25 protein-coding genes are annotated in these 20,525 nt (G+C 68.3%); 13 read left to right on the top strand and 12 right to left on the bottom strand.

Going from position 1 to position 20,525, the window contains the following annotated elements; translation table 11 throughout:
• Positions 1 to 162: 162 nt before the first annotated feature.
• The 3 genes from hisC to CSW62_RS07740 all read right to left on the bottom strand — a co-directional run bounded on the left by hisC (position 163) and on the right by CSW62_RS07740 (position 3,255).
• Entirely contained in the window at positions 163 to 1,284 is a 1,122-nt protein-coding gene (hisC, locus tag CSW62_RS07730) for a histidinol-phosphate transaminase (protein WP_099576575.1), read from the bottom strand.
• A gap of 45 nt (positions 1,285 to 1,329) precedes the next feature.
• Complete coding sequence (locus CSW62_RS07735) at positions 1,330 to 2,130, bottom strand: chorismate mutase (RefSeq protein ID WP_099576577.1); 801 nt, start codon at positions 2,128 to 2,130, stop codon at positions 1,330 to 1,332.
• Positions 2,131 to 2,244: 114 nt separating this feature from the next.
• Positions 2,245 to 3,255, bottom strand: a complete 1,011-nt coding sequence (locus tag CSW62_RS07740; protein WP_099576578.1) for a DUF2125 domain-containing protein — start codon at positions 3,253 to 3,255, stop codon at positions 2,245 to 2,247.
• 29 nt (positions 3,256 to 3,284) lie between these two features.
• Here CSW62_RS07740 and CSW62_RS07745 point away from each other — a divergent pair, with 29 nt between their 5' ends.
• Positions 3,285 to 3,836, top strand: a complete 552-nt coding sequence (locus CSW62_RS07745) for a gamma-glutamylcyclotransferase (RefSeq protein WP_099576579.1) — start codon at positions 3,285 to 3,287, stop codon at positions 3,834 to 3,836.
• Positions 3,837 to 3,954: 118 nt separating this feature from the next.
• On the opposite strand, the gene CSW62_RS07750 is transcribed toward CSW62_RS07745, so the two are convergent.
• The 4 genes from CSW62_RS07750 to ftsE are packed head-to-tail and all read right to left on the bottom strand — an operon-like array spanning position 3,955 to position 6,882.
• Positions 3,955 to 4,659, bottom strand: coding sequence for a 1-acyl-sn-glycerol-3-phosphate acyltransferase (locus CSW62_RS07750; protein WP_099576581.1), 705 nt, complete (start codon positions 4,657 to 4,659; stop codon positions 3,955 to 3,957).
• Complete coding sequence (locus CSW62_RS07755; RefSeq protein ID WP_099576582.1) at positions 4,656 to 5,273, bottom strand: YdcF family protein; 618 nt, start codon at positions 5,271 to 5,273, stop codon at positions 4,656 to 4,658. The genes CSW62_RS07750 and CSW62_RS07755 overlap by 4 nt, the downstream gene beginning before the upstream one ends.
• The gene (locus CSW62_RS07760; RefSeq protein ID WP_099576584.1) at positions 5,270 to 6,163 is read right to left on the bottom strand and encodes an ABC transporter permease; all 894 of its coding nucleotides are present in this window, start codon (positions 6,161 to 6,163) and stop codon (positions 5,270 to 5,272) included. The genes CSW62_RS07755 and CSW62_RS07760 overlap by 4 nt, the downstream gene beginning before the upstream one ends.
• Positions 6,160 to 6,882: a cell division ATP-binding protein FtsE gene (ftsE, locus tag CSW62_RS07765; protein ID WP_199170537.1), complete on the bottom strand. Its 723-nt coding sequence runs from the start codon at positions 6,880 to 6,882 to the stop codon at positions 6,160 to 6,162. Before ftsE ends, CSW62_RS07760 begins: the two co-directional genes overlap by 4 nt.
• Before the next feature lie 58 nt (positions 6,883 to 6,940).
• Between ftsE and CSW62_RS07770 the strand changes: the two genes are divergently transcribed.
• The 3 genes from CSW62_RS07770 (at position 6,941) to CSW62_RS07780 (ending at position 9,845) form a co-directional block, all read left to right on the top strand.
• Positions 6,941 to 7,906 (top strand): MJ0042-type zinc finger domain-containing protein, encoded by a 966-nt coding sequence (locus tag CSW62_RS07770; protein WP_199170538.1) that lies wholly within the window; start codon positions 6,941 to 6,943, stop codon positions 7,904 to 7,906.
• The gene (locus CSW62_RS07775; protein WP_199170539.1) at positions 7,845 to 8,429 is read left to right on the top strand and encodes a phosphoribosyltransferase; all 585 of its coding nucleotides are present in this window, start codon (positions 7,845 to 7,847) and stop codon (positions 8,427 to 8,429) included. The genes CSW62_RS07770 and CSW62_RS07775 overlap by 62 nt, the downstream gene beginning before the upstream one ends.
• 519 nt (positions 8,430 to 8,948) lie before the next feature.
• A complete protein-coding gene (locus CSW62_RS07780; RefSeq protein WP_099576586.1) occupies positions 8,949 to 9,845 on the top strand; it encodes a beta-1,6-N-acetylglucosaminyltransferase in 897 nt (298 codons plus the stop codon).
• On the opposite strand, the gene lysA is transcribed toward CSW62_RS07780, so the two are convergent.
• Genes lysA through argH form a run of 3 tightly spaced genes read right to left on the bottom strand, consistent with a single transcriptional unit; the run spans position 9,842 to position 12,855 of the window.
• Entirely contained in the window at positions 9,842 to 11,107 is a 1,266-nt protein-coding gene (lysA, locus tag CSW62_RS07785) for a diaminopimelate decarboxylase (protein ID WP_099576587.1), read from the bottom strand. The genes CSW62_RS07780 and lysA overlap by 4 nt on opposite strands.
• 9 nt (positions 11,108 to 11,116) lie before the next feature.
• Positions 11,117 to 11,437, bottom strand: coding sequence for a hypothetical protein (locus CSW62_RS07790; RefSeq protein ID WP_099576589.1), 321 nt, complete (start codon positions 11,435 to 11,437; stop codon positions 11,117 to 11,119).
• Positions 11,434 to 12,855 carry an argininosuccinate lyase gene (gene argH / locus CSW62_RS07795; RefSeq protein ID WP_099576590.1) on the bottom strand — a complete coding sequence of 474 codons (1,422 nt, stop codon included), beginning with the start codon at positions 12,853 to 12,855 and terminating at the stop codon, positions 11,434 to 11,436. Before argH ends, CSW62_RS07790 begins: the two co-directional genes overlap by 4 nt.
• On the opposite strand from argH, the gene CSW62_RS07800 reads away from it, so the two are divergent.
• The 5 genes from CSW62_RS07800 (at position 12,856) to CSW62_RS07820 (ending at position 16,571) form a co-directional block, all read left to right on the top strand.
• Positions 12,856 to 13,479, top strand: a complete 624-nt coding sequence (locus CSW62_RS07800) for a TlpA disulfide reductase family protein (protein ID WP_099576592.1) — start codon at positions 12,856 to 12,858, stop codon at positions 13,477 to 13,479.
• A gap of 26 nt (positions 13,480 to 13,505) precedes the next feature.
• Complete coding sequence (locus tag CSW62_RS07805; protein ID WP_099582205.1) at positions 13,506 to 14,246, top strand: GNAT family N-acetyltransferase; 741 nt, start codon at positions 13,506 to 13,508, stop codon at positions 14,244 to 14,246.
• A 108-nt stretch (positions 14,247 to 14,354) separates the two neighbouring features.
• Positions 14,355 to 15,572, top strand: a complete 1,218-nt coding sequence (locus CSW62_RS07810) for an acyltransferase (protein ID WP_099576593.1) — start codon at positions 14,355 to 14,357, stop codon at positions 15,570 to 15,572.
• 32 nt (positions 15,573 to 15,604) lie between these two features.
• A complete protein-coding gene (locus tag CSW62_RS07815) occupies positions 15,605 to 16,249 on the top strand; it encodes a hypothetical protein (RefSeq protein WP_199170540.1) in 645 nt (214 codons plus the stop codon).
• Between the two features lie 7 nt (positions 16,250 to 16,256).
• A complete protein-coding gene (locus CSW62_RS07820) occupies positions 16,257 to 16,571 on the top strand; it encodes a transcriptional regulator (RefSeq protein ID WP_099576596.1) in 315 nt (104 codons plus the stop codon).
• Positions 16,572 to 16,607: 36 nt separating this feature from the next.
• On the opposite strand, the gene gluQRS is transcribed toward CSW62_RS07820, so the two are convergent.
• A complete protein-coding gene (gluQRS, locus tag CSW62_RS07825; RefSeq protein ID WP_099576598.1) occupies positions 16,608 to 17,450 on the bottom strand; it encodes a tRNA glutamyl-Q(34) synthetase GluQRS in 843 nt (280 codons plus the stop codon).
• 8 nt (positions 17,451 to 17,458) lie between these two features.
• The gene (locus CSW62_RS07830) at positions 17,459 to 18,085 is read right to left on the bottom strand and encodes a TetR/AcrR family transcriptional regulator (RefSeq protein ID WP_099576599.1); all 627 of its coding nucleotides are present in this window, start codon (positions 18,083 to 18,085) and stop codon (positions 17,459 to 17,461) included.
• A gap of 161 nt (positions 18,086 to 18,246) precedes the next feature.
• Here CSW62_RS07830 and CSW62_RS07835 point away from each other — a divergent pair, with 161 nt between their 5' ends.
• The 4 genes from CSW62_RS07835 to CSW62_RS07850 all read left to right on the top strand — a co-directional run bounded on the left by CSW62_RS07835 (position 18,247) and on the right by CSW62_RS07850 (position 20,439).
• Positions 18,247 to 18,357 (top strand): hypothetical protein, encoded by a 111-nt coding sequence (locus CSW62_RS07835; protein WP_099576600.1) that lies wholly within the window; start codon positions 18,247 to 18,249, stop codon positions 18,355 to 18,357.
• 167 nt (positions 18,358 to 18,524) lie between these two features.
• The gene (gene greA / locus CSW62_RS07840) at positions 18,525 to 19,007 is read left to right on the top strand and encodes a transcription elongation factor GreA (RefSeq protein WP_099576602.1); all 483 of its coding nucleotides are present in this window, start codon (positions 18,525 to 18,527) and stop codon (positions 19,005 to 19,007) included.
• Between the two features lie 52 nt (positions 19,008 to 19,059).
• A complete protein-coding gene (locus CSW62_RS07845) occupies positions 19,060 to 19,701 on the top strand; it encodes a DNA-3-methyladenine glycosylase (RefSeq protein ID WP_099576603.1) in 642 nt (213 codons plus the stop codon).
• 174 nt (positions 19,702 to 19,875) lie between these two features.
• A complete protein-coding gene (locus CSW62_RS07850) occupies positions 19,876 to 20,439 on the top strand; it encodes an HNH endonuclease (RefSeq protein ID WP_099576605.1) in 564 nt (187 codons plus the stop codon).
• Positions 20,440 to 20,525: the final 86 nt, after the last annotated feature.

Consider the following 20,525-nt stretch of genomic DNA (forward strand, 5'->3'; position numbering starts at 1 on the left):
CTTCAAACCGTTCCTCGGTCGGTTCTTCCCGGCGAAGGCCGGGACCCAGATTCATCCGGAGCGGCTGGGGATGACGCGCCATAGAATAGCGCCCATCAAAGGGGCGTTCGCGGCTTCGATCTGGGCCCCGGCTTTCGCCGGGGAGAGCGGAAAAAGAAGGAGTCACCGCCCCATGAACTCGGCCAGCAGATCCACAACCGCCCGGTTCTGCTCTTCCAGGCCGATGGTCACGCGGATCGCGTCGGGCAGGCCGTAGTTGGCCACGGCGCGAACCAGATAGCCCTTCGACGCCAGGAAGGCCTCGGCTTCGCCGGCGGTCTTGCCCGGCGTGGTCGGGAAGGTGGCCAGGACGAAATTGGCCGCCGACGGCGTCACTTCCAGCCCCAGGCCGCCCAGTTGCTGGGTCAGCCACGGACGCCACTGCTCGACCAGGGCCAGCGAGCGGGCCTGGAAGTCGTCGTCGAACAGGGCCGCGACGGCGGCTTCCTGGCCGGGGATCGAGGTGTTGAACGGCGGGCGAATGCGCTCGATCGGCGCGATGATGTGCTCGGGCGCATAGCCCCAGCCCACGCGCAGGGCGGCCAGGCCGTGCAGCTTCGAGAAGGTGCGCGTGACGATCACGTTCTCGGCGGTGCGGGCCAGGTCCAGCCCGTCCTCGAAGCGGGGATCGCTGCAGAATTCCGAATAGGCGCCGTCCAGCACCAGGATCACCGAGGGCGGCAGGGCCGCGTGCAGAGTGCGGATCTCCTCGCCCGTCAGCCAGGTGCCGGTCGGGTTGGCGGGGTTGGCGATGAACACGAGGCGCGTGCGCTCGTCGACGCATTTCACCGTCTCGTCGATGTCGATGCGGTGGTTGATCTCCTTGGCCATCCGCACCTCGCCCTGGCAGGCGCGGGCGCCGATGGCGTAGGCGGCGAAGCCGTGCTCGCCCTGGACGATGTTGTCGCCGGGCTCGAGATAGACCTGGCACAGCAGGGCGAAGATCTCGTCGCTGCCGTCGCCGAAGGTCAGGCGCTCGGGCTCCAGCTTATAGCGCTCGGCCACGGCGGCGCGCAGGATGTTGGCCTTGCCGTCCGGATAGATGTGCATCCGGTCGACGGCGTCGCGATAGGCCTGCTTGGCCTTGTCGCTGCTGCCCAGGATGTTCTCGTTGCTCGACAGCTTGATGGGGTGCTCGACGCCCTCGATCTTCGACTTGCCGCCGACATAGGCGTGGATGTCCATGATCCCCGGCTTGGGAACGGGACGGGGCGCGGCGAAGCGATCGGTGGGAGCGGCGGTCATCGGACTACTCAGCTGACGGACGTCTGGTTTGCAGACGGCCGCTTCTTACACGTCGAACTGCTCGGGTGCAGCCCCGATGACGCCCGTAAGTTGGCCCGGCGCGCGGGCCAGGCGCTCGTCGTGGGGCTGGAAGAAGCCCGACAGCGAGAACAGCTTCAGCCCGCCGGCCTCGGCGACCTGCTCGGCGGCGACGCCGTCCTGGCTGAGGGCTTCGACGATGGCGGCCGTGCTCTTGGCCGAGTCGGTGACCCAGAAGGTCTGGTCGTGGCCGGTGGGCTCGACCTCGACCTCGGCCACGGCCAGGGCGGCTTGCGGTCCCCAGGTGGCGAGGCACGGCAGGGCGGCGAACACCTTCAGCTTCGGCTCGGCCAGCAGCCGGCCCCACCAGGGCGTCTCGGCGGCCAGCGGCAAGACGGCGACGCCCCAGGGGGCGCGGGCCAAGGCCAGGGCGTCCTGGGCGGTCGGGACGATCGACAGGCGCGGGGCGGTCCCGAAGCGCAGGCGGGTCAGCTCGACCGCGCGGGCCGGCTCGCGACCGCCGAACACGGCCAACTGATAGGGACCCTGGCGCGCCAGGTTGTCGGCCATGATCTCGCGCCAGATGCGGATGACCAGGGCGTTGGAGGCGCCGGTGCGCGGCGCGTCGAGAAGCTTGCGGACGATCTGGGCCTCGCGGCCGGGGCGCAGGCCAAAGCCCGTATCGCCCGAGGCGCGCTTGGCGGCCGCGACGGCGCTGGCCAGGCCGGCGCGCTCGTCGAGCAGCTTCAAAAGTTCACCGTCGATGGCGTCCAGTCGCCATCGGACCTCTTCGAGAGACGGTGTGGCGTCCGTCGCGTCGCTGCCCATGTTCTTCCCCGAAATTGGAGGGCGGACCATAGTCCTTGCCGCCGAACACGCAATAGCCCGCCCTGTTGGGGAAGAAAATTGCGCGCTCGGCGATCAGCGATCGATCACTCGGGCTCAATACACCTTCGGCGCGGGGCCCGTATCGATCACGCCCAGGAAGGTGCGGCCGTTCTGGAATTTCAGGTCGGCCTCGATCACCGGCTCCTGGCCGGCGGCCTGGGCGACGGCGGCCAGGGCCTGTTCCGGCGTCCGGATCGGCTGGCCGGGGACTGCGCGTTCCTTGAGCGCCACGCTCAGCGAGCCGGTCACCGCGCCATCGGCGTCGACCGACAGCACGCCAGACTTGGCCTTGCCCTCGGCGTCGCCGGCCAGCAATTGGCTCTGTTGCACGCTGATCTGGCCGCCCGCCTCGCTCCAGCGCTTGACGGCCGCCTCCCAGTTGCGGCCGCGCAGGTACGAGACGTGCGACAGGCGGGTCTCCAGGATCATCGAGGCGGTCTTGTCCTGGGCCAGGCGGCCCAGCAGGCCGGTAAAGGCGGTCTTGGCGCCGTCGGCCTTGAAGAAGATCGCGCCCTGGTCGTCGGGACCGCCGCGCGTGTGCAGCTGCATGTTGTCGGCCGAGACCAGCTGGAACGGCTTCGTCCCGGGGGCGGGGGTGAAGGTCAGCTTGGCCCCCTCGACCGAGATGCGCGGCGGGTATTCGGTCACGTGCGAGATGCTGGCGCGCAGGGCCTGGCCGGTGATCGTCACGTCGCCGGCCTCGGGACGGGTCAGCACCACGCCCTGCGGCGCGACCAGCACCCAGTGGGTCAGGTTAAAGATCTCGGCCTCGCCCTTCAGGACCGGCGCGCGGACGGCCCAGCCGGTGGGTTCGGCCATGCGGGCGTTGGTCAGGTCGACGTTCATCCGGAACGGGAAGCCGTGGAAGGTGCGGGCGCTCCACGACAGGTCATAGCCGCGCGACTTCAGGTCGGCCGACTGGGCGTCCATCCGCTGCTCGGCCTGACCACGAAGCCAGAACCAGCCATAGCTCCAACCGCCTGCAATGACGGCGGCGAGGATGAAAGGCGTGAACAGTCTGCTGCGGCGGGCTTTGCGGGACGGGCGGGCGTCGGTATGGGTCATGGATAGGGCGCGTCCAGTCGGGATCGGTAATGGGTTTGTCAGGCGACAGTGAAGATCGCTGGGTGTTCGGATACGGATCGCTCATGTGGCGGCCCGGGTTCCCGTTCATAGACCGAAGAACGGCCGTGCTCCACGGTCGCCGGCGGGCCTTCTGCATCTATTCCGTCCACCATCGCGGCACCTATGAGCGACCGGGCCTGGTGCTGGGCCTGGCCCCTGGCGGCGCGGTGCGCGGCATGGCCTATCGCGTGGCGGCGGCAGAGTGGGAAGAGGTCTACGCCTACCTGCGCGAACGCGAGCAGCCGACCGAGACCTATTTCGAGACCTGGCGCGACGTGAAGATCGATGGGGGAGACAAGGCCCCCGCGCTCGTCTTCCTGTCGGACATGAAGCACAGCCAGTGGGCCGGGGCGTTGAGCCTTGAGCAGCAGGCCCAACTGATCGCCGGCGCAAAGGGCCTTTCGGGCCGCAATATCGACTACCTCTCCGACCTCGTTCTGCACCTGCGCGAGGACGGGGTGCGCGACGTGGCGATGGAGAAGCTGCTGAAGATGGTCGAGGCGATCGAGGGCGCGTTCTAGGTGATTGGACTGAAACCCTCGTCCTTCGACAAGCTCAGGATGAGGATTTCTACTGAACCGCCATCGGCAATAGCCCTCATCCTGAGCTAGTCGAAGGACGAGGGCGACCGCACGGCGACTACACCCCCGAATCCTCGATCGCCTTGGTGGCCGTATCGATGCGGGTCTGCAGCTCGCGCATGAACTCGCCGCGCTTCAGGCCGGCGGGGATGGGCTCGAGATAGTCGAAGACGATCGTGCCCGGCTTGACCAGGAAGCCCTTGTTCCAGTGACTGCCGCAGTTCAGGGCCAGCGGCGTGACCGGCATGTTCAGTTCCCGATACAGCGCGGCGATGCCGGGCTTGTAGTCGCCGGGCTGACCGACCGCCCCGCGCGTGCCTTCCGGGAAGATCACGATCTGGCGCGTCTCCTTCATGCGTTCGACGGCGTCGCGGACCAGCTTCTTCAGCGCGGTCGAGTGGCCGCCGCGATCGACGACCAGCATCCCGGCCTTCAGGCCGTGCCAGCCGAACAGCGGCACCATCAGCAGTTCCTTCTTCATCACGAAGCAGGCGTCGGGCAGCAGGGCGAACTGGCTGAAGACGTCGAACATCGACTGGTGCTTGGGCGCGACCAGGGCGTTTCCGGTCGGGCGCTGACCGCGCACCTCGACCTTGACGTCGGCCAGCCAGCGCAGGCCCCAGATCAGGCCCGTGGCCCAGGTGCTCAGGCACCAGGTGTTGGCGACGCGGGGCAGCGGATAGGTCACGATCATGCCCACGGCCCAGACGATGGACCACAGCCAGAAGAACAGCTGGAACAGGAACGAACGCAGATAGATCAAGACGCTTCCTTCGCCGCCGGGGCGGCCTTTTCTTTCGGACCTAGCCCAAGGAACGCTTCACGTCCCAGGATCGCCAGGTACTTGCAGTATTCCACGATCATCCGCCGAGCGCTGAGGCCGGTCTTCCACCAGCGGTGGGCGTTCAGGTCGGTCTTGACCGGGTAGGGGTACAGTTCGACGTTCGGCATGGCCGCCCGCAGTTCCAGCATCGAACGCGGCATGTGGTAGTCGGCCGTTACCACGATCAGGCTCTCATAGCCCTTGGACTTGGCCCACTCGGCGGTCTCGCGGGCGTTGCCGACGGTGTTGGCGGCGGCGAAGCCCAGGTCCACGCAGCAGTCATAGATCGGCTTGACCGCCTTGGTGACGGTCTGGACGTCGGCGCGGGTGGCCTCGCGGTTGACGCCGGAGATCAGCAGGCGCTGGCCCTTGCCTTCTTCCAGCAGCTTGGTGGCCGCCTCCAGGCGCAGGGTCGAGGCGCCGGTCAGGGCCACGACGCCGTCGGCGATCGGCGGCTCCTTGGCGGGGGTCGACTGGTCCACCCGGCCGGTGAAGGCCAGCAGGCCCAGGCCCCAGATCATCAGCGCGATCAGCAGCGCGGCTAAGGTCTTCACGGCATCTCCCCCACGATGCGCGACGCGGCCAGGCGGGCCGAGAGCCCGGCGATCAGCGCCGCGACCACCGGAGCGGGCAGGGCGGCGACCAGATCCATCCAGGCCAAGGGCAGAACCGGCGCAACCCCCGCGCCGCCGCCGAAGTAGCGCGCAACGGCGCCGATGATGGCCGCGCCCGTCCCGCCCAGCAAGCCCGCCAGCGCGCCCATGGTCGCGAAACGGTTCTGGAACAGGCTGACGATGAAGCCCTGCTCGGCCCCGGAGAAGTGCAAGACCTCGATCACGTCGCGACGGGCGGCCAGGCCCGCCCGGGTGGCGAAGGCGATGACGGCAGCGGTGGCGGCGGCGATCAGGGCGAAGACGCCCAGGGCCGCCAGACGCGCCAGGTCGGCGGCGCGTTCGATATCGGCGATCCAGCGGCTGTGGTCGTCAACCGTGGCGTCGATGCCGGCCGAGCGCAGGGCCTTGTCCAGCACCTGGGCGGTCGGCGGGGTCTTGGGATCCAGCTCCAGCGTGACGAGGCGCGGGGTGGGCAGGTCGTCGACCAGGGCCTCCTTGCCGATCCAGGGCGCCAGCAAGGCCTCGGCCTTCTCGCGCGGCAGGGCCTGGGCCTCAGCCACGCCCCTGACGCCGGCCAGGGTCTCGGCGGCGCGGGCCGCGGCGCTGTCGGGCGTCTCATTAGCGCGCGCGCGGACCACCACGGTGGCCGAGTTGACCAGCTGGGACGTCCAGCCATCGGCGGCGCGGTTGGAGGCCAGCGCCGCGAAGGCGGTCAGGCAGGCCAGGAAGCACAGCACGGCCACCACGAACACCAGCGCCCCGTCGCGGGCGTCACGCGGCGGCAGCAGCGGACCCGGCTTCCAGCGGGCGACCTGAAAGAACTCGCTCATCGCGGGCCTCCCCCTGGTCCCGTTACAACGTCGACCAGTCGGCCATGGTCGAGGTGCAGGGTTGGGCGGGCGGCGCGGGCGACCAGATCCTCGTCGTGGGTGGCGATCAGCACCGTGGTGCCCAGGCGGTTGAGCTCCACGAACAGCCGCAGCAGGCGCAGCGACATGGCCGGGTCGACATTGCCGGTCGGCTCGTCGGCCAACAGCACGTCGGGACGGTCGACCACGGCGCGGGCGATGGCCAGGCGCTGCTTCTCGCCGCCGGACAGGGTGGCGGGAAGCGCATGCATGCGTTCACCAAGTCCGACCCAGCTCAGCAGTTCGGCGACGTCCTCGCGGTAGGTGGCGGGCTTGCGCTTGAGAATCCGCAGCGGCAGGGCGGCGTTGTCGAACACCGACAGGTGCTCCAACAGCCGGAATTCCTGGAACACCACCCCGATCCGGCGGCGCAGGAACGGCAGGTCCGAGGTGTGGGTCAGGCTGACATCGCGCCCGAACAGCTCGACGCGACCCCGTGACGCACGGTGCGCCAGATAGATCAGCTTGAGCAGGGAGCTCTTGCCCGCGCCCGACGCGCCGGTCAGGAAATGGAACGAGCCAGGAGCCAGGGAAAAGCTGATATCCCTCAGGGTTTCGGGCGCGCGGCCGTAACGCATCGAGACGCCATCGAACCGGACCACCGGAAGGGCGTCATCGCCCTGTTCTGTGTCGATCCGCAAGGCGCGTCACTTGGGTTTCTGGACATCAGGGTTAAAATCAGCGACCCCCTTAAGGTGTGTGGGGAGCGTTCGATTCGCGGCCATGATACTGACCTGTCCGGAGTGCGCCAGCCGCTATTTCGTCGACGACTCCAAGGTCGGTGCGGCTGGCCGCGTCGTGCGCTGCGCTTCGTGCGGCCACCGCTGGAACGCGCGCAACGAAACCGCTGACGACCTCTTCGACGAGCCCGAGGCGCCGACTCTGGCCAACCAGGCCGAGGGCGCCGAGCAGACTTCCGAAACCGTGGCCGAGGGCGCGGGGCCCGACGGCGAGGAACCGCCGGTCAGCGCCCTTCCGGGCGAAGAGCTTCCCAAGGTCTTCCGGGCTCGCGCCGACGCCGAGCGTCGCCTCCGCGAAGCCACCGCCACGGGCGTCATCTGGGCCGGCATGGCGGCCGCCATGGCGGTGGTCGTGGTCGCCGCCCTGATCTTCCGCATCGACGTGGTCAAGATCCTGCCCGGTTCGGCCGGCGCCTATGCGGCCGTCGGCCTGCCGGTGAACACCATCGGCCTGGTGATCGACCGCGGCAGCATCAAGGCCCAGCCCGTCATGCTGGATGGCCACGCGGCCGTGACCGTCACCGGCTCGATCCGCAACATCACCGAACACGAAGTGCTGGCCCCGCCGCTGCGGGTCGAGTTGCTGAACAAGCAGGACAAGCGCGTGGCCGGCCAGCTGGCCGCGGCCGCTGACGCCAAGATCCCGCCGGGCGAGGTGCGCCACTTCTCGATCACCTTCCTGAACCCGCCGCGCACGGCCAAGGATCTGCAGATCGGTTTCGCCACCGAAGCCGGCGCGGCCAGGGCGGTGAAGACAGCCCTGAAGAAGCCCGAAGGCCACGGCGGCGAGCCCCAATTGGACCTTCGCGGCGCCCAGGAAGCCCCTGTCGAACACGAAGCGGCTGGACAGGAACCCCCGGGACATGAGAGCGGGGACCAAACGCCTCCCCCTTCGGACTCTCATGAACCCGCCCACCATGAATGACACCCAACGCCCCGAAGTCCTGATCTCGGAAGCCGAGATCGCCGAACGGGTTCAGAAGCTGGCCGAGGCCATCGCGCCGCGCATCGACAACGACACCGTCGTGATCTGCCTGTTGACCGGCGGTCTGTGGTTCGCCGCCGACCTGACCCGCGCCCTCTATAGGGCCGGCCGCGACGTGCGCTTCGACGCCCTGTGGCTGGCCTCTTATCACGACGAGCGCAAGAGCACCGGCCGTTGCGAGGTCCGCGCCGACCTGCAGCGTCCGCTGGTCGGCCGCCGCGCCCTGGTCGTCGACGACGTGTTCGACACCGGCCTGTCGCTGTCGGAAGCCGCCCGCCTGGTCAAGGACGCCGGGGCCAGCGAAGTGCTGACCGCCGTCTTCGCCCGCAAGCCCTGGCCGAAGGATCGCGGCATGGAGCCCGACTTCGTCGCCTGGGAAGCGCCCGCGCGCTACCTGGTCGGCTATGGCCTCGACGACGAGGGCAAGAGCCGCGGCCTGCCGTACATCGGCGCCCTGGACTAAAATGGACTGACGATCGCCCCGGGACAGCGTCCCGGGAGCGACCCATTTTGGGCTTAGCGGCGATTTATCCCTGCCGAGCCCCATGACGTGCTAGTGTGCACGTAAGGCGCTACGAAGCGCCATTGGCGGTCCGCCTTATCCTGCGGAACAGCTCGCCAAGCCCTCCGAATGAAGGGGGGCGCATATTCCCTAGACACGCCCGCTGGCGCTCCAGCCCCAAGACATCCTGATCGCGACCTCTCATGCCGGGCTTTTGCCCGCGCGATGACGCGCGTCGGATGATCTCTCCGCAAAGGAAAGTCCGTTGTCCAAAGGCAATCGCGAGACCCGTAAGCCCAAGACCGTCAAGCCGAAGGTGATCGCCGCCGCCGCGCCGACCCTTCCGGTCGCGTTCGCCCGCAAGAAATAGCCGATCCGTCGGCCGCCGAAGGCGCCGCCGCGCCGGCCAAGGCCGGTCCCTCTTCATCGCCATTCGACGAGGTCGCCGCCGCGAGCGGCGGCTCGTCAGGGAGTGCTCGCTTGATCGCCTATCTTCTCCTGGTCCATCGCTTTCCCCAGCAATTCAAGCGGCTCTTCCGGGCCATCCATGATCCGGACAACCACTATGTCGTCCATGTCGACGCCAATGCCACGCCGGCTGTCGAGGCTGAGATCCGCGACTTCCTGAAGTCCTATCCCAATGCCGCGATGCTGGAGAGCCAAAGGGCGCTGTGGGGCGGCTACAGCCTGGTCGACGCCGAGCTGCGGGGCATGGAGAAGCTGCTCGAGATGAACGCCGACTGGGAGGTGTTCATCAATCTCAGCGGCCAGGACTTCCCGCTGATGACCCAGAAGAGCATCAAGGCCTTCCTGGCCCGCCATCGCGGCCAGGAGTTCATCAAGGTGCTGGACCAGGCCGTGGCGCGGCCCGACACCCTGGATCGGGTGCGCAAGTATGTCGTCGAGCTGGGCGGGCGCATCGTCAACACGCCCCTGACCCGCCGCTTTCCGGAGGGCGCCAAGCCCTATATCGGCAATCAGTGGATGATGGTCAGCCGCGCCTTCTGCGCGTTCGTCTGCCGAGATCCCGCCGCCGAACGGTTCAAGGCCTTCTATCGCAACACCTTCATCGCCGACGAAGGCTTCTTCCAGACGGTGATGATGAACGGCGCGCCGCACGGCCCGATCGTCAGCGATGACAAGCGGATGATCGACTGGATCCCCGACGGCGACATCAAGCTGCGGCCGCGGACCTATACGGCGGAGGACGCCGCCGCCCTGATCGCTAGCGGAAACCTCTTCGCCCGCAAGTTCGACGCCGAGGTCGACAGCAAGATCCTCGACATCCTCGAAGCGCACCTGCTGACGCAGGACGCGGCGAACACCGATGAGGCCAGGCCCGCCAAGCCGCGCGAAGCGGCCTTGATCGTGGCCTAAACCCAGTCCGGGATGAGATCCCGGGCCAGGATCTCGTCGTAGGTCGGCCGCTTGCGGATCACCGCATAGCGGTCGCCGTCGACCAGGACCTCGGGAACCAGGGGGCGGGTGTTGTACTCGCTGGCCATGGCGGCGCCGTAGGCGCCGGCCGACATGAAGGCCACCAGGTCGCCGGCCGCGAACGGCGGCAAGGCGCGATCTCGCGTGAACGTGTCGCCCGTCTCGCAGACAGGACCCACCACGTCATAGACCGTCTCGCCGGCCCGTTTCACCACCGGGCGGATGTCGTGGAAGGCGTCGTACATGGCCGGGCGGACCAGGTCGTTCATGGCCGCGTCGATGACCAGGAACTTGCGGCCTTCCGGGCGCTCGTGGATGTGCATCACTTCGGCGACCATGACGCCGGCATTGGCGGCGATGACTCGGCCCGGCTCGAAGGCCAGCCTGACCGGCAGGCCCTTGGTGACCTCGCCGACCATGGCGCCGAACTCGGCGGGCGAGGGCGGTTCGGGATTGTTGAAATAGGGCACGCCCAGGCCGCCGCCCAGGTCCAGGCGCTCGACCGACAGGCCTTCGCCCAGCAACTGCTCGACCAGGCCCCGCATCTTGGTGAAGGCCGCGCGCATGGGCGCAAGATCGGTGATCTGGCTGCCGATGTGGCAGGCCACGCCGACGGGGTCGAGATTGGCGTTGTTGCTGGCGTTGGCGTAGAGGCGCGCGGCCTCGGCGAACGAGACGCCGAACTTGTTCTCGGACTTGCCGGTGGCGATCTTGGCGTGACCGCCGGCCGCGACATCCGGATTGACCCGGAAGGCGACTTTCGCACGAACGCCCAGTTCGCCGGCCACCTGAGCGATCAGGTTCATCTCCGGCTCGGACTCGACATTGATCTCGGCGACGCCGGTCTTGAGGGCGAATTCGATTTCGCGACGGGCCTTGCCGACGCCGGAGAAGACGATGCGCTCGGCCGGGATGCCGGCCGCCAGGGCGCGACGGACTTCACCCTCCGAGACCGTGTCGGCCCCGGCGCCCAGATCGCCCAGCACCTTCAGCACCGCGACGTTGGAATTGGCCTTCACGGCGTAGGCGACCAGCGGGTCGACGACGCCGCCGGCGACCAGGGCGTCGCGGAACACGGTGAAGTGCCGCTCCAGCGTGGCGCGGCTGTAGACGTAGACGGGCGTGCCGACCTCGGCCGCGATCCTGGCCAGGGGCACGCCTTCGCAGGCCAGGCCCTCGGGGCCGTACTCGAAGTGATTCAACGGAGTCTCTTATTTAGGCGTGGCGCCGGGGAAGCCGGCTTGCGACGGACCGCCGAACGGATCGTTGGTGCCGGGCAGGGGCGCTTCACGGATGGTGCGGTTGCTGGAGGCCGGGTCGCGGATCTCCTGGGCGCCTCCGGCGCGGGCCGGCTGGTTGGCCTGGGCCGAGGCGGCGCGGCGTTCAGCGTCCCAGGCGGCCTTCTTGACCGGATCCCAAAGCGGCGCGGGACGCTCCAGATTGCCTTGCTTGCCACAGGCGGCGGCCGTGAGCGCCAAGGCGGCCAGGGCGAGCAGGGTGACGGGGCGCGAGGCGATCTTACGGCGGGTCATGCGAGGGCTTCCTTCCAACGCGCGATCTGGGCGCGGACCTGGGCGGGGGCGGTCCCACCGTAGCTCATGCGGCTGGCCGCCGAGGCGGCCGGAGTCAGAACGGCGTAGACGCCTTCCGTGATCCGAGGCTCGATCGCCTGGAACTGTTCCAAGGTAAGATCGGCCAGATCGACGCCAAGGCCCTCGGCCGTCTTCACCGCGGAGCCTGTCACGTGGTGGGCGTCGCGGAAAGGCATGTTCAGCGTCCGCACCAGCCAATCGGCCAGGTCGGTGGCGGTCGAGAAGCCGGCGCCGGCGGCGGCGGCCATCTTGTCGGTGTTGGGGGTCAGGTCGGCGACCATGCCGGCCATGGCCAGCAAGGAAAGTTCCAGGGCGTCGAAGGCCTCGAAGGTCGGGACCTTGTCTTCCTGCATGTCCTTCGAATAGGCCAGCGGCAGGCCCTTCATGACCACGGTCAGGGTGGTCAGCGAGCCCAGGATGCGGCCGACCTTGGCGCGGATCAGCTCGGCTGCGTCGGGGTTCTTCTTCTGCGGCATGATCGAGCTGCCGGTCGTGAAGGCGTCGGTCAGCTTGATGAAGCCGAACATCGGCGTCGTCCACAGCACGATCTCCTCGGCCAGGCGCGACAGGTGCGTGGCGGTGATCGAGGCGGCCGACAGGGCCTCCAGGGCGAAGTCGCGGGCCGAGACGCTGTCCAGCGAGTTGGCGGTCGGGCGGTCGAAGCCCAGGGCCGCGGCCGTCTGGTGACGGTCGATCGGGAAGGGCGAGCCGGCCAGGGCCGCCGCGCCCAGCGGGCACTCGTTCATGCGGGCGCGGGCGTCGCGGAAGCGGCTGGCGTCGCGGCCGAACATCTCGACATAGGCCATCAGGTGGTGGCCGAAGGTCACCGGCTGGGCCGGCTGCAGGTGGGTGAAGCCCGGCATCAGGGCGTCGGCATAGGCCTCGGCCTGGGCCACCAGGGCCTTCTGGAGGGCTTCCAGCTGGGCGGCTGAGCGGTCGGCGGCGTCGCGGACCCACAGGCGGAAGTCGACGGCCACCTGGTCGTTGCGCGAGCGGGCGGTGTGCAGCCGGCCGGCGGTCGCGCCGATCAGCTCGCGCAGCCGCGCCTCGATATTCATGTGGATGTCTTCGTATTCGTCGCGGAACGGGAAGGCCCCGGCCGTGATCTCGCCCTCGATGGCGTCGAGGCCTTTGAGGATTTCCTCGCCGTCGGCGCTTGCAATCACACCTTGGCTGATCAACATCCGGGCGTGGGCGCGGGAGCCTGCCAGGTCTTGCGCCCAGAGGCGCTTGTCGAAGCCGATGGAGACGTTGATCGCCTGCATCAGTTCCGCCGGCTTGGCCGAGAACCGACCGCCCCACATGGCTTGGCCCTGGCCGTTTTCGGCCTTGGGCGTATCGGAGGCGTTGTCGGTCATATGAGCGAAGTCCAATCGGAGGCGGCGGCCAAGAAGCGCAACCCTGTGAGGCTGGCGCTGGGTGGCGTCGTCCTCGTCGGCGTGGCGGCGGTTCTATACGTCATCGCCAGTGCTTCGTTCAAACCCCATGGGCCCGCTGACCTCACAGAATTCAAGAAAGGCACGCTGGTAAAGCTCGACGTGCCCGCCACGCCGCGTCCCGCGCCCGACACGGTGTTCACCAGCCTGGACGGCAAGCCCGCGACCCTGGCCGACTTCAAGGGTCGTGTGGTGGTCATGAACCTTTGGGCGACCTGGTGCGCGCCGTGCAAGGCCGAGATGCCGACCCTGGCCAAGCTGCAGTCCGTCTACGCGACCCAGCCGGTCACCGTGCTGCCGATCAGCGTCGACCGCGACGGCGACCTTAACCTGGTCAACGAAGAGATGGCCGCCAACCCGCCGCTGAAGACCTATCGCGACCCGGGCTACAAGCTGTCCTTCGCCTTGGAGCCCAAGGCGGCCGGCTATCCGACCACGATCATCTACGACCGCCAGGGCCGCGAGCGCGCCCGCATGGCCGGTCCGGCCGACTGGTCCAGCCCGGAAGCGCGCGGCATCGTCGAGAAGCTGCTGGCCGAGAAGTGATCGACCCGGCGATACTCGAGCCCCATATCCTCGAGCCCCATATCCTAGAGCCATTGGCCGACGACGCCTGGCCGGCCCGCGAGCGGGCGCGGCTGGGGGGCTGGCGGCTGAACGCCTCGTCCGGCCAGTCGATGCGGATCAACGCCTGCTGGCCCTTGGCGGCGCCGGATCGCGATCCGGAAGCGGCGCTGGATGCGGTCGAAGCCTGGTTCGCCGAGCGGAACCTGCCGCCGCGCTTCAAGCTGACCGACGGCGTCGTCGCGCCGGTCGATCTTGCCCAGCGCCTGGCTGCGCGCGGCTATGCCGCCTGCAAGACGACCCTGGTCATGCTGGGCCAATTAAGGGATGTGGCGGGCGGGGAGGGCGACGCCGCCATCCGCCTGTCGGACACGCCCGACGCCACTTTCGAGGCGGTGTTCACCGCCACGGCCGGCAACCCGGAGGACGGCCGCGAGCGGTTGGAGGCTCTCGGCCGCATTCCCGCGCCGGCCCGGTTCGCGCGGCTGGACATCGACGGCGTCCCGGCGGCGATCGGGGCCAGCGCCATCGGCGGCGGCTATGCCGGGATCTTCGGCATGCGCACCGTGCCCGACCATCGCCGTAAGGGCCTAGCCCGCCGGGTGTTGCGCGCGCTGCTGGCCGAGGCCAAGACCCTCGGCGCCGAGCGCGCCTGGCTGCAGGTCGAGGCCGACAACGCGCCGGCCATCGCCCTCTATGCCGATGAGGGCTTCGAGCCCGGGTATCGCTACAGCTACTGGGTTCGCTGAGGCGCGACGCAATCGCCCTAACGGTGCGAGGCGTAACGTTGATAGACTAGTTTACAAAACAAACTTGTTGATCCATCTTGCGGCGACCTCAAGGGGGAGACCCAAGTCATGCACGCGCCCCTCAGCGCTTCCGAGCGATCGACGCTCGCCCAGATCGGCGGCCGCAACGCCCCGATCGGCGCCTTGCGCGCCTTCGTCACCCTGCTGGTGGTCGCCCACCACGCGGTGCTGACCTATCACCCGTACGCGCCGGCCCCGAAGGCGTTCGACGCCCAGCCGATCCTGTGGACGGCGTTCCCCATCGTCGATCCGCAGAAGTTCGGCGGCTGGGGCCTGCTGACCCTGGTCAACGACCTCTTCTTCATGTCGCTGATGTTCTTCATCTCGGGCCTGTTCGTCGCCGACGGCCTGCGGGCCAAGGGCGCGGGCGGGTTCCTGAAGAGCCGCGCCCTGCGCCTGGGCGTTCCGTTCGTCCTCGCCGCCGGCCTGCTGGCGCCGCTCGCCTATTTCCCGGCCTGGTTGCAGTCGGGCGGCGCGCCTTCGTTCACGGCCTTCGCCGAGGCCTGGACGCACCTGCCGTTCTGGCCCAGCGGACCGGCCTGGTTCCTTTGGGTCTTGCTGGCCTTCGGCGCGCTGTTCACGGCGGTGTACGCCATGTGGCCCGGCGTCACCGACGCCCTCGGCGGCCTGGCCAGAGGCGCGGACGCCAGGCCAGGCCGGTTCTTCTCCGGCCTGGCGGCGGTGAGCCTGATGGCCTATCTGCCGCTGGCCATGACCACGCCGTTCGGCCACTGGACGATGGTGGGGCCTTTCGTGGTCCAGACCGCGCGCATCGGTCACTACTTCGTCTATTTCCTGGCCGGGATCGCGGTCGGCGCGGCCGGTGTCGGCCAGGGCCTGATCGATCCGGACGGCAAGCTGGCCCAGCGCTGGTGGCTCTGGCATCTGGCCCCGATCCTGCCGATCGTCGGCGCGGTGGCGACCATGATCATCGCCTTCTCGCCGAACCCGCCGCCGAGGACGTTGCTGGACGCCTTTGGCGGGCTGATGTTCTGCCTGTCCTGCGCCACCTTGTCGTTCGCGGCCCTGGCGACCTTCCTGCGCTTCGTCCGCAAGACGGGGCCGATCGGCGCAAGCCTGCAGGCCAACGCCTACGGCATGTACCTGACCCACTACGTCTTCACCGCCTGGCTGGGCTGGCTGCTGCTGCCCCAGAGCTGGGGCGGGCTGGCCAAGGGCTGCATCGCGTTCGGCGGGGCGGTGGCGCTCAGCTGGCTGACGACCATGGTCCTGCGCCGCATGCCGCTGTTGGGGCGAATCCTGTGAGCCGTCATGATGCAGCGCTGAAAGGGATCGGCATGCCAGAAGACCAACCTAGCAAGCTCAAGAGCGCCCAGGACGACCTGGCCTTCCTGCGCGGCCTCGCCGAGGGCAGCAACGAGCGCGGCGGGCTGGGCGTAGCCGGGGGCGCGCTCTACGGATCGGCGGGCGTACTCTACGGCGTCCAGACCCTGAGCTATTTCGTCCAGGAGAAAGGCCTGCTGAGCCTGGGATCGACCGGGAACATCGTCATGGCGTGGGCGCCGACGGTGATCTTCCTGATCCTGATGACCATCGTCATCATCATCGATCGCAAGAACCCCCAGCGCGGCGTCACCAATCGCGCCGTCAACGCCGCCTTCGCGGGCACGGGCATCGCCAATCTGGCGCTGGTCGTGGTCTTCGCCTCGGCCGCCGCGCGCAACCACGACTTCCGCTATTGGCTGTTCCATCCGGCGGTGGTGTTCATCCTCCAGGGGGCGGTCTGGTACGTGAGCTTCGTGCTGCGCAAGCGGATATGGATGGCGCTGGTGGCGATCGGCTGGCTGGTGTCAGGCGTGGCCATGGGGATGCTGATCCATCGCGCCGACCTCTATCTGGCGATCGCGACCTTCGGCCTCTTCGCGTTCATGGGGGCCCCGGGGTTCTTCATGATGCGCCAGGCCCTGCGGCCGGCCGCCTGAGACGATCGTGGCGCCCAGGTTCGACATCAGCGGGCTGGACGACGTCATCCATGGCCGCGTGCGGCTGGGGATCGTCGCCTACCTGGCCAGCGCCGAGGTGGCCGACTTCACCGAGCTGAAGGACGTGCTGGAGGTCACCCAAGGCAACCTGTCGATCCACCTGCGCAAGCTGGAGGAGGCGGGCTATGTCTCGATCGACAAGAGCTTCGTCGGCCGCAAGCCGTTGACCCGCGTGCGCCTGACCGAGACGGGGCGGGCGGCGTTTGGGACCTATCTGAAGGCCATGGGGCAACTGGTCGAGCAGGCCGGGGGCTCTTCATAGTCCGATCTCCCCGGCGTACGCCGGGAAGATCGGAATTCAGGAGAATCCAAGTTCTTTCCTGAGGTCGGCCGCGCTCATGCCCGCGGCCCTGAGTTCACGCAGGGTCTGGGCCTTGTCGCGCTTGGCGTAGCGCTTGCCGTCCGGGCCGACCAGCAGGCCATGATGGCGGTAGGTCGGCGTCGGATAGCCCAGCAGCGCCTGCAGCAGGCGCTGGATGTGGGCGGCCTCGAACAGGTCGACGCCTCGGATCACGTGGGTGACGCCTTGCAGCGCATCGTCGTGGACCACGGCCAGGTGATAGGCCACGCCGACGTCCTTGCGGGCCAGGACGATGTCGCCCGCGGTCTCGGGTCGCGCCTGGATGACGCCGGTCTCGCCGTCGGGGCCCGCGCCCTCCTCGACGAAGGTCAGGCCGTCGAAGCCGCCGAGCGCGTCACGCGCCGCCGCCAGTGACAGCCGCCAGGCGAAGGCCTCGCCGCGTTCAAGGCGCTCGGCTTCCTCGTCCGCCGAGAGGGGGGCGCCGATATAGGCAACCGCCGGCCCATGCGGCGCGCGGCCGATGTCGATCTCCTTGCGGGTCTTGAAGCAGCGATAGACCAGGCCGCGTTCGCGTAGAGCCTCGATGGCCGCGTGGTAGTCGGCGAGATATTCGGATTGCCGGCGGACGGGCGTTTCCCAGGAAAGGCCCAGCCAGGCCAAGTCCTCGAAGATCGCCGCATCGTATTCGGGCCGGCAGCGGGTGGCGTCGATGTCCTCGATGCGCAGTAGAAAGCGCCCGCCGGCCTCTTGCGCGGCGCGAAAAGCCGTCAGCGCCGAGAAGGCATGGCCGCGATGCAGATAACCCGTCGGCGACGGGGCGAACCGGGTGACGAAGGTCACGCTGGACCTCAGTCCTGAGGGGCGGTCAGCTTCGCGAACATGCCCAGGTGCTCGAACACGGCGCGGAGGAAGGCTTCCTCGCCGCCCAGCTGGGCCTTCAGCGTGGTGAACTGCTTGAAGCCGATCATCTCGGCCAGGCCGTGGCCGGCGCACCAGGCGGCGATCGTCGCCAGCTCCAGGTCGATACCGCTCACGTCGCCGCCACTGTTCTCGTTGATGGTGTCGCGGACCTGGCAGTAGGCGCCGTCGTCCTTCAGCTGGTCGGGCAGGGCGTCCTTGTCGCGCGAACGGTCGTACATCACGCGATAGAGCGCCGGGTTGTCGCGGGCGAAGCAGACATAGGCCACGCCGATATTGGTCATCCGCGAGCGGGCGTCCTGGGTCTCCGTGCGCGCCTGGGTCAGCGCGTCATTGAGCTCGTGCCAGCCCTCGTGGGCGACGGCTTCCAGCAGCTCGGCCTTGTCCTTGAAGTGGTGATAGGGCGCGGCGGGGCTGACCCCGGCCTCGCGCGCCACGGCCCGCAGCGACAGGGCCGCGGGACCCTCGGTCTCAAGGATCTTGCGGGCGGCGTCGATCAGGGCGCGGCTCAGGTCGCCATGATGATACGGGCGGGATTCGGCGGTCGCGATGGTCATTGATCCTCACTGTAACAGCACCTTTCCAAATTTTCATCCAAACACTGTAAAGATCATCTTGACGTCGTTCAGATAGGTGCTATCTAAGCATCGTCCAGATTGGTTCGGCGCAAGCCCGGCCAGGGCCCATCGGGGCAGGACAACAAACCGAGGGACTTCCCATGCAACGTACGCTCGCCGCTCTTGAAAACGCCTTCGACCGTCTGGCCGCCGGCTATTTCCTCGTCATCGCCCTTGGCGTCGCCGCCGCTGTCGCCGGCGTGGTTCTCTGATCAAGACTGACGGTTCGCTGTCGGCGGGGTCGCCTCAGAGCGCCCGCCGCCGCGTTCGGCTTGAAGCTTTGCTTTAGCGGAGCTAACCAGAACCGGACGCGTTAGCCTTCTCGACGCTTTAATCCGTACGCGTCGCAGGCTTTCTCCATGATCCAAGACATCGTCCGATGAGCGTCGCCTTCACGAAGGAAGGCGACAGCGAGGCCTTCGCGGCTGATCTGCCCGATCGCCCGATCTCCACCCATCCCAATCTCGTCACGTCGGAAGGCCTGGCCCAGATCGAGGCCGAGCTGGCGTCGGCGCGCGCCGCGTATAGCGCGGCCCAGACCGCCGGCGGGGCGGCCGATGGCGATCGCACGGCCATGGCCCGCGCCACCCGCGACCTGCGCTACTGGTCGGCCCGCCGCGCCACCGCCCAGCTGATGGAGCGTGACCCAGCCAAGACCGTCGTGCAGTTCGGCGACCGCGTGACCTTCGAGCGCGAGGACGGCCGCGTGCAGACCTTCCGCATCGTCGGCGAGGACGAGGCCGACCCGGCTCAGGGCTCGGTGTCGTATGTCGCGCCGATCGCCCGCGCCCTGCTGGGCAAGGTCGTCGGCGATACCTCGCCCGCCCCCGGCGGCGAGGTCGAGATCACGTCCATCGGATAGTTCAGCAAGTTCCGGATTGTCAGCGGCCGCGGGGCGGGTTCCCTTGCGGCCGATGTTCGTTCCGCTCACCGCCCAAGCCCTTCTTGAAGCCCGCAGGCATCTTGCGTCCGTCGACCCGGCGCTGGCCGCGATCGAGGCCGTCACGCCGTCCTTCGAGTGGCGCGTCAGCACGGGCGGCTTTGCCGGTCTGCTCAAGATGGTCGTACAGCAGCAGGTGTCCTTGGCCTCGGCCGCCGCCATCTGGGCGCGGGTGGAGGCCGGCCTTCCTGACATGACTCCCGACGCGGTGATGGGTCATGAGGACGCCTACCTGCTGTCGCTGGGTCTCTCGCGGCCCAAGGCGCGCTATGCCCGCGCCCTGGCGCAAGCGCATCTCACCGGCGCCTGCGACTTCGACGCCCTGCCGGGGCTGTCCGACGACGAGGCCATCGCGGCCCTGACCGCCATCACGGGCATCGGCCGCTGGACCGCTGAGATCTATCTGATGTTCACCCAAGGGCGGCTGGACATGTTCCCCGGCGGCGATATCGCCCTGCAGGAAGCCATGCGGTGGACCGATCGCGCCGAGGTTCGTCCGACCGAGAAACAGGCCTATGCGCGAGCCGAACTCTGGCGGCCCTATCGCGGTGTCGCCGCCCATCTGCTGTGGGCCTGCTACGGCGCCGTCAAACGACGCGAGATCGCGCCTTTCTAAATCCCGTCGGCGAGATGTCTTGGTTCTGTCGCTGACATGGCCCATCCTTTCCATGCGTTCGGGAATGAATGGCGATTCCCTGAATAGCGTAGGAAGGAGGCCCGTCTTCAGTCCTGTCGCGTACCACATCAGCCGAGGTGCTGAACGCTCAGCCGTTCGCCTCGAAGGGGGGATCTGATGCAGGTCCTCACACGCCCGCCCTCGGGCATGCCGGCCCTCGTGCTCAACGCCGATTTCAGGCCGCTCAGCTATTATCCGCTGTCCCTCTGGCCGTGGCAGGAGGTGATCAAGGCGGTGTTCCTGGATCGCGTCGACGTCGTGGCCAGCTACGACCAGGTCGTCCATTCGCCGTCGTTCGAGATGCGACTGCCCAGCGTCGTGGCGCTGAAGCAGTACGTGCCTCAGGAGCGGCCGCCGGCCTTCACGCGCTTCAACCTGTTCCTGCGCGACAGCTTCAGCTGCCAGTACTGCGGTTCGCCGGAGGATCTGACCTTCGACCATGTGATCCCCCGCTCGCGTGGCGGCCGGACCACCTGGGAGAACATCGTCACCGCCTGCGCGCCCTGTAATCTCAGCAAGGGCGGCCGCACGCCGCGCGAGGCGGGCATGCAGCCCTTCCACAACGCCCGCCGTCCGTCGATGCATGAGCTGCAGGAGCGGGGGCGCCGCTTCCCGCCGGGCCGGCTGCACGTCAGCTGGCTGGACTATCTGTACTGGGACATCGAGCTGGAGGCTTAAGAGCCTCTGGCTTCAGACAGCAAAACGGCCCGGGTTGGGCGCGAGGGGATAGCTGCCTCGCGCCGTTGCCATGCAACCCGAACCTG

The organism is Caulobacter sp. FWC2 (assembly GCF_002742625.1).
Classification (GTDB): Bacteria; Pseudomonadota; Alphaproteobacteria; order Caulobacterales; family Caulobacteraceae; genus Caulobacter.